Genomic DNA, 14,313 nt, shown 5'->3' with positions numbered 1-14,313 from the left:
ACATCTCTGGATTTACTCATGAAAATCACCCCGATTGTTGCTCATCTGCAGGCGACATGCCCGACCTTTGCCGGACGAATCAGCCCCGGTATCTATTGGAACGCTGCGCTGAACGGCACGACGTCCGGTTACCCCTCGGCCTACGTGATCGCCACGGGCGATTCGGCAACGGCCAATGACCTGGCCAACGCGGTCCGCCAGAACATCACCGACCGGATTGACGTGGTCGTGGTGCTCGCCGGTAACGACGAAGGCGGCCAGGTGGCGAGCGAACAACTGCATGCCGTGCGTGCGGAACTCTGGCGTGCGCTGGTCGGCTGGAACGTCGGCAGCGATTACGAGCCGCTGGAGTACACCGGCGGCGCGCTGCTCCAGGCCAGTACTTCGCAAGTGGCCTGGCGCTTTGGTTTCGCGGCGCAGTTCCAACTGGGCCGCAATACATCCGATCAGCCTGCCGAAACCTGGCACGAGGCTTTTCTGGATGGTCTGCCGGGTTTCACCGGCGCGACCTTCGAGATGGATTGCATCGATCCGGCAGATCCGAACCTGAAATCTCCCGGACCCGATGGGCGTATCGAAGTGAAGTTCTCAGGAGACGTAACACCATGACTCAACGCATCACTGTGATTCCGGCCCCAGGCCGTGTTGTACCCGATCCGGAGGCTGGCGACCTGCTGCCGGCCGAAGGTCGTGAAGTCCGATTCAACGCATGGTGGCAGCGCCGTTACAACGACGGCGACATCACCACTGCAACCGAGCAACCAACCACCAAAGCCGTCACGGCGTAATCAAGAGGAAGCCAAACAATGGCTATCAGTTTCAATAACATTCCATCCGATGTTCGTGTTCCGCTGTTCTATGCGGAAATGGACAACTCTGCAGCCAACAGCGCGTCGGCGAGCATGCGTCGCCTGATCGTTGCCCAGGTCAATGACGATGCAAGCGGTCCTGAAATCGGTTCGCTGGTACTGGTGCCCAGCGTATCGCTGGCCAAGAACATTGGCGGCCAGGGTTCCATGCTGGCCTCGATGTACGAGACCTGGCGCAAGGCCGATCCGACTGGTGAAGTCTGGTGCCTGCCGCTGCTCAACACGGTCGGTTCCAAGGCCAGCGCCACCATCACGGTTACAGGCACTGCCACCGAGTCCGGTGTTCTGAGCCTGTATGTCGGTGGCGTGCGAGTGCAGGCCACTGTCGTCAATGGCGCGACCGCTGCCCAGGCAGCCAGCGCGTTGTCGGTGAAAATCAACGCTACGCCGGATCTGCCGATCAAGGCCGAGGTCGAGGCGGGTGTCGTGACCCTGTCCGTCAAATGGACGGGTGAAAGCGGCAACGACATCCAGTTGGCCTTCAATCGCCTGGGTAAAACCAATGGCGAGGTGACTCCGGCCGGTCTGACCGTAGTTGCCACTGCTCTGACCGGCGGTGTCGGCACTCCGGATCAGGTGGCTGCACTGGCCGCGCTGGGCGATGAGCCTTTCGAGTTCCTGTGCGTGCCATGGACCGATACCACCACGCTGGATGCCTGGAAGTCGGCAATGGATGACAGCACCGGTCGCTGGAGCTGGGCCAAGCAACTCTATGGCCATGTCTACAGCGCCAAGCGCGGCACGGTCGGTACGCTGGTCGCCGCAGGTCAGTTGCGCAACGATCAGCATGTCACGATCCAGGGCGTCGAAGTCGGCGTTCCACAGCCGGTGTGGGTGCAGGCTGCAGCGCTGGCTGCGCGTACTGCCGTGTTCATTTCTGCTGATGCCAGCCGTCCGACCCAGACCGGCACCTTGCCTGGCCTGGACCCTGCGCCTGCCAGTGCGCGCTTCACGCTCACCGAGCGCGAGTCGCTGCTGCGTTATGGCATCGCTACCGCTTACTACGAAGGCGGCTACGTGCGCATTCAGCGTTCGATCACCACGTACCAGAAGAACGCCTACGGTCAGGCGGACAACTCGTACCTGGACAGCGAAACCCTGCACCAGTCGGCATTTATCATTCGTCGTCTGCAGAGCGTGATCACCAGCAAGTATGGCCGCCACAAGCTGGCCAACGACGGTACCCGTTTCGGCGCCGGCCAGCCGATCGTCACGCCAGTCACCATTCGTGGTGAGCTGATCGCTCAGTACGCCAGGCTCGAAGAAGAAGGCCATGTGGAAAACGCAGAACTGTTCGCAGAATATCTGATCGTCGAACGCGACAGCCAGGACCCGAGCCGTATCAACGTGATGTTCCCACCGGACTACATCAACGGTCTGCGCGTGTTCGCCCTGCTCAATCAGTTCCGCCTGCAGTACGACACTGCGGCTTAAATTCAACCTCAACATTCAAACCCGCCTTGTGCGGGTTTTTTCATTCTGGAGATAGAAAACATGGGTCAGAAAGTAGCTGGTACTTGCTACATCAAGGTCGACGGCACTCAATTGACCATCAGCGGCGGCGTTGAAGCCCCCCTGATGAACATCAAGCGCGAGACCGTCTTGCCGGGTTATTTCAAGGAAACCGACAAGGCACCGTGGTTGAAACTCACTGCGCTCCACACCCCGGACTTTCCCTTGAAAGCGCTCACCACCGGTGTGGACATGACCATCACCTGTGAATTCAAGAACGGCAAGGTCTACGTCCTGTCGGGCGCGTACCTGGTCGATGAGCCGGGCAGCAAGGGCGAAGAAGGCACCATCGAACTGAAATTCGACGGTAATCAGGGGAGCTGGCAATGAGTGAAGTCTTCGTACTGGCGAGCCCGGTCGAGGCTCACGGGGAATCCCTTTCGCAACTGACTTTCCGTCGCCCTACGGCGCAGGAAGCGCGTGCGATCAAGGCGCTGCCTTACAAGATCGACAAGCACGAAGAGGTGTCACTCGATCTTGACGTCGCTGCGAAATACATCGCGGTCTGCGCAGGCATTCCTCCGTCCTCGGTCGATCAACTGGACCTTTCCGATATCAACAAGCTGAGCTGGAAGGTCGCGAGTTTTTTCATGGCAGCGGCATCAGAGACCTCGAAGGCCTGATAGCCGTCGTCTACGACCTCGCGTACTTCTGGAAAATTGACCCCGAACTGATGATGTCCAGGGATCTGGACATCATCACCGAGTCGATTTTGCAGTCGCAGCGTATCAATCAGATCCTGCAGGGGGAGTGATGGCAAATCCACTCAAGCTTGAAACGCTTTTCAAAGGCGTCGATGAGCTGTCTCCTGCTCTGGCTAACATGCGCAAGAATGTCGATTCTTTCAGAACCGGGCTCGAAGGGTCCGGTCTGGGAAACATCAACCTTGCAGGTGTAATCGAGGGGAACGCCTTTACGGGCCCCTTGATTGCCGGAGTAAAGGCAGCAATCGGTTTTGAAACATCCATGGCCAATGTGAAAAAGGTCGTGGCTTTTGAGACACCGCAGCAATTCCAGCAGATGGGCACCGATATTCTGGACCTGAGCGAACAGCTCCCGGAAACCGCCAATGGAATTGCGGCCATTGTGGCAATGGGCGCCAAAGCCAGCGTGCCGCGTGAGGAGTTGAAAGGCTTTGCAAGCGATGCGGTGAAAATGGGCGTTGCTTTCGGTCAGACGGGGGCCGAGTCGGGCGAAATGATGGCTAAATGGCGGTCTTCGCTCAGCCTTACGCAGCCTGAAGTCCAGAAGCTTGCCGAGCAGATCAACACCCTGGGCGGTAATGATCTGGAGAAAGAAATTGCAACCATGGTTACTGCAATGGCGCCGCTGGGTGCTGTTGCAGGAAAGGCCTCCCGGGAAGTCGCGGCCATGGGGGCCACGCTGGCAGGCATGGATGTGCCGGCCGATGTGGCGACCACGGGCGTCAAGAGCCTCATGAAAACGCTGACCGAAGGCGGTCCAGCGAAAGCCGGGGCTTTCAAGGAATTGCAGCTTGATATCGATCAACTGAGCCAGGGCATGCAGACGGACCCTTCCGGAACTATCGAAAGCGTTCTGAGTGCCATATCCAAAGTTGATCCCGCCAAGCAGGGCGATGTGATTTCGAGTCTGTTCGGAGCCGAATCGCAGGGTGCCATAACACCGTTGCTGAAGAATCTTGACGGACTGAAGGCCAACTTTGCCAAGGTGGCAGAGGGTGCCAGGTCCGCAGGCTCCATCGAGCAGGAGTTTGCCGATAACTCGCTCAATACGGCAGTTGCCATTCAGCAGATGCAAAACCGCATGGATCGACTGGGCATCAATGTCGGTGGCATTTTCCTGCCCGCGATAAACGATGCGCTGGCCGTCATCGGTCCCATGATTTCCATGGTCGCTGCATTGGCGGCCGAACACCCCGAGGTCATCAAAGGCGTTGTAGGCGCTGCGATTGGCTTTGGCGTGTTGCAAGTGGCCGTACTGGCCGCGACCAATGCTGCTCGTCTGTTCAGCATGGTGATCGGTTTGTCGCCGGTGGGAATCGCCGTGCGCGCTATTGCCCTGGCTGCGGGCGCGCTTATTGCCAACTGGTCTTCTGTCGCACCGTTTTTTGCGGCCATCTGGGAGTCGATCAAAGGGGCTGCCAGTGTGGCCTGGGACTGGCTCAAGGCTGCGTTCGACTGGACGCCTCTGGGCATGATCGTGGCCAACTGGCAGCCACTGGCCGATGTTTTTTCAGCGCTCTGGGGCGTGATTGTGGCGTTATCCACGCCGGTTCTGGAGTTCTTGAAAACCCTGTTCGACTGGTCGCCATTGGGGCTGATCGTTGCGCACTGGCAACCGATCACCGAGTTTTTCGGTGGTGTGTGGGAGGGGATCAAGGCCTCCGCAGCGCTGTTTTTCGACGTATTGCAAAACCTGTTCGACTGGTCGCCGTTGAGGTTGATTGCAGTGAACTGGCAACCGGTCAGCGAGTTTTACGGCGGCCTGTGGGATGGGATCAAGGCCGCAGCGCTTGTCATCGGCGATGTGCTGAAAACCATGTTCGAGTGGTCACCCCTGGGGATCATCATCAAGCATTGGGAGCCGATCAGAAGCTGGTTCACGGACCTGTGGACGGATGTGCGGTCGGGCATCGACTCGGTATTGAGCTTTTTCGGCGTCGGGGAGGAGGGGATTCTCAAAGGCACCAGCAAGAAACTCAATGAGTTTGCCGAAGCACAAAGGCTGCGCAATGCGGGGCCTGGTGGCGGTACTGGCGCGTTGCTGATGGCAGATGCCGTCGACACCAGTCAGCGGAATCAACAACGTCTCAACGCTGCGACGGGCGTGCCATCGACCAGCCAACTGCTGGCTCCTCCAGGGCTGCCTGAACCCGGCAGTCTGCTTCTGCAAGGAGCAGCTGCTAATCGGCGTCTTGAAGGTGAGCTCAACATCCGTTTTGACAATGCACCGGCGGGCATGCGCCCGGAAGAGGTGAGGACCAATCAGCCAGGCTTGACGATCTCGCCAAGCGTTGGCTACCGAACAATCGGAGGAGCAGGATATGACTACATGGCGTGACAGGCTGATGCCCGCTTCTTTCCGGGGTATTGGTTTCTTTGTCGATACGGATTCTGTTCCGGTCGGTCGCAAAGGGCAGCTTCACGAGTTTCCACAACGCGACGAGCCTTATTTCGAGTCGCTGGGCAAGGAATCCCAAATCTATACGATGGAGGCCTTCCTGGTTGGCGATGACTGTTTCGAGCGTCGTGACAGATTGCTGGAGGCTCTTGAAGCCAGGGGGGCAGGCGAGCTTGTTCATCCGTGGTTGGGACGCATGCAGGTGCAGGTGGGCGGTTGCATCCTGAAGCACAACCGGGCTGAAGGTGGCGTCGTCAGGCTGTCGTTGAAGTTCTATCCGGATCAGCCGCTGCGCTTTCCGACGTCAACGGTCAATACCAGGCGTCAGCTCGTACAGGCTTCTGACGGCTTGCTGGCTTCGGCGCTCAAGCGTTACAAGGCGGTCATGTCTGTGGTCGACGCAGCGCGCATCAATATCCAGGCGCTGCGCAGTACGTTGTCGGGGATCTTTGCCGTGATTCAGCGGCAGTTTACCCCCTTCATGACGATCTACTCGGATGTGACCAGCCTGGTTCATTCGCTGGTCAATGCGCCCCTGGCGTTGAGCACCATGTTCTCCAGTTTCTTTGCCAGCTTTGATGGGGACAGCAGCAGTAGCAGTACCAGTACCAGCTCAAGTGCCAGTTTCAATGCGAGCACGGGGGCAGGTTCAGGCACTGGCACAAATGCCGGAACAGCTACCAGCGCGAGCGCGAGCGGCAACAGTTCGTCCGTCAATTACAGGGCGACGATTTCCGATGCCACGCAGCAGGCCGAGTCCATTGCCAGTATCAATCAGGTCAATCAGGGCGGCGGTCTCGATACCGGCTCCACGGCTCAGGCGACTGCCAATCTGGTTCAGGATGCTTTGCTGGTCAAGGTTGCCAGGGTGGTGGCGAGCATGCCGGTTGCCACTGCTGCGGTGCCGATCATTGCCACGCCGTCACTGGAGCATCAAGTGGTAATGCCGGTCGATCGTGCTCAGGTGCCTGTCGCCGATGACGTGATCGAGTTGCGGGACACGCTCAGTTCGGCCATCTGGGAGGCTTCGCTGAAAGCTGACCCGGAGCATTACCTGGTGCTCAACACTTTGCGCCAGGCCTTGATCCGTCATCTGAACGCGGTGGCTGCTTCCGGGGTACGACTGGTCGACATCAAGGTGGCCGAGCCGCTGCCTGCGCTGGTTCTGGCTTATCGCCGCTTCGGCGATGCTACCCGCCTGACCGAGGTCGTGCAGCGTAACCGTGTCCAGCATCCAGGCTTCCTGCCGCCAGGCACTCTGAAAGTCGCGCAGGAGTAACTCGATGGATAAGGAAAATGCTGTCACCTTGTCGGTGGGCGGTATGGATTACGGTGGCTGGAAAACCATCTCGATCTCTGCCGGCATCGAGCGTCAGGCCCGCAGTTTCACGATGGGCATTACCTGGCAGTGGCCTGGACAGAACATCACCCGGCCGATCGGGCAAGGCGACAAATGCGAGGTTCGTATCGGGGGTGATCTGATCCTGACGGGCTGGGTCTTTGCGACCCCCATCAGCTATGACGACAAGACGATCACCCTGAGTATTTCCGGGCGCTCTCTGACGGCCGATCTTGTCGATTGCACGGTGATCAACAAACCCGGTCAGTGGAAGGGCCAAGGGGCGCTCAGCATCATTCAGGCGCTTGTGGCTCCTTACGAGGTGGGCGTGGTGAGTGAAATCGCCGAAACCGGCAAGATTGCCGACCACACCATTGAACCTGCTGAAACGGTGTTCAAGTCCATCGACCGGATCCTGACGAAGTTTCGCATTTTCTCTACCGACGATGAGTGGGGGCGTCTGGTACTGGCCAGGCCAGGCAGCAAGGGGCGGGCAGTGGATCGGCTGGAGCTTGGTCAGAACATCCTTTCTGCGTCGGCGCCTCTCGATTTCTCCGGCACTTTTTCCGAGTACCGGGTGATCGGGCAACGCGCAGGCAATGACAAGACGTTCGGCAAGCAAGCCAGCGAGGTGTCGGCGCAGGCTCTCGATGCCAGGGTCAGTCGCAAGCGCGTTCTGGTCATCCATGAGTCGTCACCTGTGACCCCCGAGCTGGCCCAGAGCCGGGCGAACTGGGAGCGCAGCAATCGCATGGGCAAGGCGCAGGTCACGACCTACAAGGTACAAGGCTGGCGTCAGTCCAATGGCGATCTCTGGCGACACAACACGCTGGTGCGAGTCGTGGATCGGGTGATCGGGTTCGATCAGGACATGTTGATCTCGCAAATCACGTACAGCCTCGACGAGAAAGGAACGCTGACGACCCTTGTGGTCGGCCCTCCTGAAATGTTCGACGCCGAACCCGACGACCCGCACAAGACTGGCAAAAAGTAGAGAGCGGCAACGCAACGTTGCCCTCCCCGAAAAGGAAAATCCCAATGAGCATACTCAATCGCATGCTGGCGCGTGGCACGGTTGTGCTCGCCAGAGCCAGCAGCAAGATGCAGGCACTGCAAATGCATCTGACTGCAGGTGAAATCAAGGATGATATGGAGCACTTCGAGCCCTACGGTTTCACTAGCAACCCTTTGCCTGGCGCCGAAGGCATTGCAGCGTTTATCGGCGGTGACCGGTCCCACGGACTGCTGCTGGTGGTTGCGGATCGCCGCTACCGCCTGAATGCCCTGCAGTCGGGGGAGGTGGCGATCTACACCGACGAGGGGGACAGGATTCACCTCAAGCGCGGCAAGGTCATCGACATCGAAACCAACACCCTGAACGTCAAGGCCGCCGTGGCGGTGAACTTTGATACGCCGCAGATCACCCAGACCGGCAAGATCGTTTCCCGGGGCGATCAGGTTGCGGGCGGCATCAGCCAGATCAGCCATACGCACGGTGGCGTACAAGGCGGCAACGGCCAGAGCGGGCCACCCGTGGGAGGTGCCTGATGATTATCGCAGGCTCTCTGGAAGCTTCATTGCTGCGCTCGGTCATCATCAGCCTCTTCACCTGGCGTCGCGCCGGGCCGGATGACCAGATCGACGATGACGAACGTTATGGCTGGTGGGGCGATACCTATCCGGCGGTGACGGATGATCGTATCGGCTCGCGTCTGTGGCTGTTGCGGCGAGTGAAACTCACCGCTCAGACGCAACGGGATGCCGAGTTCTACGCTCGCGAAGCGCTTCTCTGGCTGATCGAAGACGGCCATGTGCAGGACATCGAAATCCTCACCGAGCGGGTTGACAACCACCGCTTGAATCTCGGCGTCGTGCTGGTCGTTTCCAACGGGCAGACCGTGCGCTTCAACCCATCCGAACAGTGGCAGGTGATCTATGCCGTTTGAAACTCCTACATTGCCTGCGCTGGTCAGCCGTATACAGGTCGACATGGCTGATGAAGCGCTGCGGCAATCCGATGCACGTGTGTTATCGCGTGCCCACAGTGGTGCAGCCTATGGGCTTTATGGCTATCAGCGCTGGATCGCCGACCAGATTCTGCCCGACACGGCCGATGACGAAACCCTGGAGCGGCAGGCCATCCTCAGGCTCCGGCAACCGCGCAATGCTGCGCAACCGGCCAGCGGCTCGGTGCGTTTCACGGCGGCAGCGGGTGCGGTGCTGGATGCCGACACCGTACTGCAATTCAGCGATGGTCGTGCCTATCGCGTTACCCAGGGCCTGACCACGGTGGCAGGCAATAACGTGACCACCGTCGAGGCGGTGGAAGCGGGCATTCTGGGTAACGCCGATGCCGGTCTGGTCATGACCGCCGTACAGCCCATTGAAGGGATTGACAGCAGCTTCACTGTGCTGGCTGACGGCCTGAGCGGTGGTACCGCCCAGGAAAGCATCGAGTCGTTGCGCGCCCGAGTCATCCGTTCCTACCGGGTCATCCCTCATGGTGGCAATCAGGATGACTACGTGACCTGGGCGATGGAAGTGCCAGGGGTGACCCGCGCATGGTGTGTCCGGCGTTTTATGGGGCCGGGCACCGTGGCGGTTTTTGTCATGCGCGACAATGATGCGACTCCTGTGCCCGATGCTGAGGAGCTTGCCCAAGTGGCCGCCTATATCGAGCCGTTAAGGCCGGTGACGGCCGAGGTGTACGTGCTGGCTCCGATACAGAGGCGCGTCGTCTATACGATCAAGCTGATGCCGGATACCTCAGCCGTGCGTGCCGCTGTCCAGGCGCAACTGATGGATCTGCACAACCGTGAAGCAGGGCTTGGCGAGACGCTGTTGCTGACGCATATCGCCGAGTCCATCAGCGGCGCGGCTGGCGAAACCGATCATGTGTTGATCTCGCCCGTCGCCAACGTGCAGGCCAATCCCAATCAGTTACTGGTATTCGGGGGGATTGTATGGTCGTCCTGAGAACTGCCAGTCAGTACGCCGAGCAACTGCGGGCACTGCTGCCTTCGGGGCCGGCCTGGGACCCTGAGCGGGTGCCCGAGTTGCAACAGGTGATCACCGGCCTGTCCCGGGAGTTCGCCCGAATCGACGGGCGTGCTTTTGCTCTGCTCAACGAAATGGACCCGGCCAGCGTCAGCGAACTGGTTCCAGACTGGGAACGGGTGATGAACCTGCCCGATCCCTGCCTTGGCCTGACCCCTTTGTTCGAGGACCGACGCTTGTCGGTGAGACAACGGCTGGTGGCCGTAGGAGGGCAGAACCCCGCTTTCTACGTCGACATTGCCATCAGCCAGGGCTATTCCGATGCCACCGTCACCGAATACCGAGCGCCCCGTATGGGGCGTTCTCGTTTCGGCAAGGCGCATTTCGGTACCTGGAATGCGCAATTCATGTGGGTCCTGAATACAGGCGGTCGCAAGCGCCAGGGGCGCCGCTTTGGCGCAAGTTACTGGGGGGAGCGTTTTGGCGTGAATCCCGGAACGGCTATCGAGTGTTTGATCCGTCGTGCGGCACCTGCCCACACCTTAGAGTTTGTCAATTTCAACTGAGGAGTAACACCGTGGACTATCCAAAAAGCGTCCCCAGCGTCGGGCTGGTAAATGGGAAGTTTGTTGATGAGAACACTGTTTCCGGTGCACCGGGATCATTGATTTCTGCCAGTTGGGGTAACGCGGTAACGGATGAGTTACTGGCCGTTATTCGGGCTGCTCAAATAACCCCGAAAGAGGATGATCTGGACCAGTTGCTGGAAGCCATCCGTTACATCGTTCAGAACGATGCCTATACCAAGGGGCGGGTTTACAACAAGGAAGAAATCGATGCCTTATTGAAAAACAATAATGTGGTGCCGATTGGCATGATGGTGCCGTTTCCAAAAGCCGCCATTCCGCCCGGGTATCTTGAAGTCGATGGCAGCCTGCAGAGTATTGCGGCTTATCCTGATCTGGCGGCTTATCTGGGAACCTCTTACAACCGGGCCGGTGACCCTGCGGGTTACTTCCGTCTTCCTGAGTCGCGTGGCGAGTTCCTGCGTGGATGGGATCATGGTCGTGGTGTAGATGGTGGACGAGAGTTAGGTAGTTATCAGGCTGACAGTCTTCAGGGGTTCCGACAGGAATCAATGAGACATATGAACGGAAATCTGGGGAACGACGATGGAGGAAGCGGTGCCACTGGGCTGGGTTTTGCAATGGGTACAGCAACACAGGGGGCCCGTCCGCGAAACCTGACCGGTGCCTTTGTAACTGATGGCGTGAACGGAACACCCCGGGTAGGTTCCGAAACGCGTGGTCGAAACATTGCAGTCATGTGGTGCATCAAGGCATGGAGTAATCCGACCAACCAGGGACATATCGATATTGCAGCCCTGCAAGCTCTTGCGGTTCAGGCTACGGAAATAAACCGGGGACTAATCAAATTATCCACTCAGGCCGAGGCGAGTGCAGGAGTGGATGACACAACAGCTGTAACACCCAGAAAAATGCGCTTCGGTTTTGCGATGAGCTTCACTAATGCTAGCGGGTATGTTCTGTTTCCTACCTGGTTGGGTGGCCTGCTGATTCAGTATGGCCGGGCAACTTTGGCTCCCGATACCTTTTCTACGCTTACGTGGCCTCTGACGTGGCCTGATGCGTGTTATGCAATTACCGGCGCGGTGCATTCTTCATTAGAACGTGTGGATGATGACATCACTCCGCAGTATCGGAATCTTACAAAGACCAGCGTTATTCTTGATCGCCAGGATAATGGTTTGGTTTATTCAGGGCTTCGGGATATTTTCATTATCGGGATAGGAAAATAATCATGTCTATTTTTTACTGCGCTGAGACGGGCGGTTTCTATTTGCCTGGTATGCAACCTGACGGAAAAGAGTGTAAGGAAATCACTGATAAGCAGCATGTTGAGCTTCGAGCTGCAAACTCGGCAGGAAAGATCATCCACGCGAATGCAGATGGTTTTCCTGTTGCAATTGAGGCCCCAGGTTTGACCTTTGAACAGTTGGAATCGAAGGAACGGGTGTGGCGAGATCGAGCGCTTTTGGCTGCGTCTGGCGTAAGAGATCGTCACAAGGATCAACTGGAGTTGAACCTGTCGACGACTTTGGATACCGAGCAATTTACCGCGATCTTGATTTATATCCAGGCCTTGCGCGATTGGCCACAGACCCCGGAGTTTCCCGACATGCTGTTTCGTCCCGTAGCTCCAGCCGGACTTGAAAGTAATTGAGCACACCGCACTGACGGAATGTTTTCTTTCTACAATTGACACGCCCCCTCACTCAGGACCTCGTTTACTCGCAGCTGTCGTGTGTAATCGATGGGCTTAAGGTCTTGCTGCAAGTTGACGACTGTCACGTGTCTGCAGATTGTTTTGGTCGCACCTCTAAATGTTCATGTAAACCGATATGGCTCTGTGTGTCTGTTCTGCCATGGGCGATAGAGTTGGTCCCCTCTATTTGGCGCTGAGCAGTTCAGTTGTACATGAGAGGTAAATGAGTTCTGGTGAGGCGTGCAGAAGTGCGCCTCACTCGGCAATGTCGGCGTATGACGCCGTTTTTATTAACTTTATCAGGAGTAAATTGTGGACTATCCAAAAAGTGTTGCCGGTATTGGACTGGTGAATGGGAAGTTTGTTGATGAGGATGTTACAAATGGAACGGTAGGGTCTTTGATTCCTGCAAGTTGGGGCAATGCCGTTACCGATGAGTTACTGGCCGTTATCCGCGCAGCCCAGATTAACCCGAAGGAGGAAGATCTGGATCAGTTGCTGGAAGCTATCCACTATATCGTCCAGAACGATGCCTATACCAAGGGGCGGGTTTACAACAAGGAAGAAATGGATGCCTTGTTGAAAAGCAACAATGTGGTACCGATTGGCATGATGGTGCCGTTTCCAAAAGCTGCCATTCCGCCCGGGTATCTTGAAGTCGATGGCAGTTTGCAGAGTATTGCTGCTTACCCTGACCTGGCTGCTTATCTGGGGACCAGCTACAACAAGGCGGGTGATCCTGCAGGTTACTTCCGTCTTCCTGAGTCACGTGGTGAGTTTCTGCGTGGATGGGATCATGGTCGTGGTATTGATGGCGGGCGTGAGCTCGGAACCTTTCAGGATCACTTACTGGCAGCTCATGCCCATAAAGAGACAGGTTTTGTCGACAACGTCGGAGCTGGCTCAGGTGCCAGTGGTGTGACCGGTAGCACAGCATCCCCTGCTACTTTTTTCGGCAAGGTTTATGGTGGCTCCTCTTCGACAACTGCAAAGGCTTATTTGGAAACGTCGTCTGGTTCACTTGGCGGATCCATTGCCGGTTTGTTTTCCGGGAGCACGGGCGGTACGGAAACTCGTCCACGCAACCTGGCAGTCATGTGGTGTATCAAAGCCTGGAGCGCGCCGACTAATCAGGGAAATATCGATATCGCTGCACTAAAGGCGCTTGCGGTACAGGCCACAGAAATCAATTGGGGATTGGCGAGGATAGCCACTCAGGCCGAGGTCGATGCAGGGGCGGATGACGCCACAGCTGTTACCCCCAGAAAACTTCGCAAGGGATTTGCGATCAGCCTGGGAGCGAATGGGTATATCGCTTTGCCAAGTTGGCTTGGAGGGCTGATTTTGCAGTGGGGGCATACAACTGTCGCAGGGTTCGACATCACGCATACCACAAGCTTCCCACTCCGATTTCCTACCACGTGCCTGTGCGCACTTGCTCAAGCCAGTAACCCGACTTCAAACGGCTACATCGACTCCGGACCTCAGGTCGTCGGCTTTTCGTCTACGAGCCTTTCCTGCTACATCCAGAACTATGTCGGCGGGGTAGAACCCCCTTATGGGTTCTATTGGTTCGGTGTGGGCTATTAATCATTCAAGGAGGCATCATGCAACGTTTTTACAGTTCAAGCACCGGCTGCACATATCTGCCATCAATCCATGGCAGCCAGATCCCTGTGGATGCCGTGGAGATATCCGAGGAAATCTACACGTCCGTGATCGCCAACCCGCCAGCGGGCAAAGTGCGTTCGCACGATGAGTGGGGCTTGCCGATTCTGATCGACCCCGTTCAGATCGTTGCGACTGCCGACGAGTTGTGCGAGCAGATCGACGCGGTGCGCCTGGTTGGCACGCTCGAGGCCTTGCGGGTTCTTGAGTACAGCCTGGCCGTCTCCGAGGCGCAAGCCTTCAAGGCTGCCGGCTACCCGGCCGACGCCGTTCCTCGTGCCGTGGCGGCCTATGCCATCAATGGCCGAACGCCCCAGGAGTCGGCGGAGGCGATTCTGCAGGCATCGGCGGATACCGCCGACATGCTTTATCAGATCCGTGAGGCACGTCTTGCGGCCAAGGAGAGCGTGCGTGCCCTGGTGGCTGCTGGTGAGCACGAGCAGGCGAAGGCGGTTGTCGTCACCGTGATTGATCTGATCAGGGAACTGACTGCCGGAAATGCTGGTGAACCGTTCAAGGCGGTGCAGTGACAGGCCTGAA

At 57.7% G+C, this 14,313-nt stretch carries 16 protein-coding genes; all 16 read left to right on the top strand.

Translation table 11 applies throughout. From position 1 onward, the window contains the following. Positions 1 to 18 precede the first annotated feature (18 nt). The 16 genes from JSY17_RS21520 (at position 19) to JSY17_RS21445 (ending at position 14,303) form a co-directional block, all read left to right on the top strand. Positions 19 to 609: a phage tail terminator protein gene (locus JSY17_RS21520; RefSeq protein WP_200998675.1), complete on the top strand. Its 591-nt coding sequence runs from the start codon at positions 19 to 21 to the stop codon at positions 607 to 609. After that, positions 606 to 788: a DUF2635 domain-containing protein gene (locus JSY17_RS21515; RefSeq protein ID WP_117167741.1), complete on the top strand. Its 183-nt coding sequence runs from the start codon at positions 606 to 608 to the stop codon at positions 786 to 788. The genes JSY17_RS21520 and JSY17_RS21515 overlap by 4 nt, the downstream gene beginning before the upstream one ends. 18 nt (positions 789 to 806) lie before the next feature. Further along, positions 807 to 2,303: a phage tail sheath subtilisin-like domain-containing protein gene (locus JSY17_RS21510; protein ID WP_206402932.1), complete on the top strand. Its 1,497-nt coding sequence runs from the start codon at positions 807 to 809 to the stop codon at positions 2,301 to 2,303. Between the two features lie 60 nt (positions 2,304 to 2,363). Further along, on the top strand, positions 2,364 to 2,711 hold the full coding sequence (locus tag JSY17_RS21505; protein ID WP_025262096.1) for a phage tail tube protein: 348 nt from the start codon (positions 2,364 to 2,366) through the stop codon (positions 2,709 to 2,711). Then, positions 2,708 to 3,004, top strand: coding sequence for a phage tail assembly protein (locus JSY17_RS21500; RefSeq protein ID WP_117167738.1), 297 nt, complete (start codon positions 2,708 to 2,710; stop codon positions 3,002 to 3,004). Before JSY17_RS21505 ends, JSY17_RS21500 begins: the two co-directional genes overlap by 4 nt. Positions 3,005 to 3,134: 130 nt before the next feature. Then, positions 3,135 to 5,423 carry a phage tail tape measure protein gene (locus JSY17_RS21495; RefSeq protein WP_206402933.1) on the top strand — a complete coding sequence of 763 codons (2,289 nt, stop codon included), beginning with the start codon at positions 3,135 to 3,137 and terminating at the stop codon, positions 5,421 to 5,423. Beyond that, positions 5,407 to 6,762 carry a DNA circularization protein gene (locus JSY17_RS21490; RefSeq protein ID WP_206402935.1) on the top strand — a complete coding sequence of 452 codons (1,356 nt, stop codon included), beginning with the start codon at positions 5,407 to 5,409 and terminating at the stop codon, positions 6,760 to 6,762. The genes JSY17_RS21495 and JSY17_RS21490 overlap by 17 nt, the downstream gene beginning before the upstream one ends. 4 nt (positions 6,763 to 6,766) lie before the next feature. Continuing rightward, a complete protein-coding gene (locus JSY17_RS21485; RefSeq protein WP_206402936.1) occupies positions 6,767 to 7,816 on the top strand; it encodes a phage baseplate assembly protein in 1,050 nt (349 codons plus the stop codon). A 44-nt stretch (positions 7,817 to 7,860) separates the two neighbouring features. Beyond that, a complete protein-coding gene (locus JSY17_RS21480) occupies positions 7,861 to 8,370 on the top strand; it encodes a phage baseplate assembly protein V (protein ID WP_117183318.1) in 510 nt (169 codons plus the stop codon). Then, complete coding sequence (locus JSY17_RS21475) at positions 8,370 to 8,768, top strand: phage GP46 family protein (protein WP_117183317.1); 399 nt, start codon at positions 8,370 to 8,372, stop codon at positions 8,766 to 8,768. The genes JSY17_RS21480 and JSY17_RS21475 overlap by 1 nt, the downstream gene beginning before the upstream one ends. After that, positions 8,758 to 9,798 (top strand): baseplate J/gp47 family protein, encoded by a 1,041-nt coding sequence (locus JSY17_RS21470; RefSeq protein ID WP_206402937.1) that lies wholly within the window; start codon positions 8,758 to 8,760, stop codon positions 9,796 to 9,798. The genes JSY17_RS21475 and JSY17_RS21470 overlap by 11 nt, the downstream gene beginning before the upstream one ends. Further along, positions 9,786 to 10,385 carry a YmfQ family protein gene (locus tag JSY17_RS21465; protein ID WP_117183315.1) on the top strand — a complete coding sequence of 200 codons (600 nt, stop codon included), beginning with the start codon at positions 9,786 to 9,788 and terminating at the stop codon, positions 10,383 to 10,385. Before JSY17_RS21470 ends, JSY17_RS21465 begins: the two co-directional genes overlap by 13 nt. Before the next feature lie 11 nt (positions 10,386 to 10,396). After that, positions 10,397 to 11,638: a phage tail protein gene (locus JSY17_RS21460; protein ID WP_117185404.1), complete on the top strand. Its 1,242-nt coding sequence runs from the start codon at positions 10,397 to 10,399 to the stop codon at positions 11,636 to 11,638. A 2-nt stretch (positions 11,639 to 11,640) separates the two neighbouring features. After that, a complete protein-coding gene (locus JSY17_RS21455; protein ID WP_117183313.1) occupies positions 11,641 to 12,063 on the top strand; it encodes a phage tail assembly chaperone in 423 nt (140 codons plus the stop codon). A gap of 354 nt (positions 12,064 to 12,417) precedes the next feature. Then, on the top strand, positions 12,418 to 13,695 hold the full coding sequence (locus tag JSY17_RS21450; protein WP_240331888.1) for a phage tail protein: 1,278 nt from the start codon (positions 12,418 to 12,420) through the stop codon (positions 13,693 to 13,695). Positions 13,696 to 13,712: 17 nt separating this feature from the next. Further along, positions 13,713 to 14,303: a hypothetical protein gene (locus JSY17_RS21445; protein ID WP_206402938.1), complete on the top strand. Its 591-nt coding sequence runs from the start codon at positions 13,713 to 13,715 to the stop codon at positions 14,301 to 14,303. Positions 14,304 to 14,313 lie beyond the last annotated feature (10 nt).

Source organism: Pseudomonas capsici, from assembly GCF_017165765.1.
Lineage (GTDB): Bacteria > Pseudomonadota > Gammaproteobacteria > Pseudomonadales > Pseudomonadaceae > Aquipseudomonas > Aquipseudomonas capsici.
This window is presented reverse-complemented; position numbering and strand designations above follow the sequence as displayed.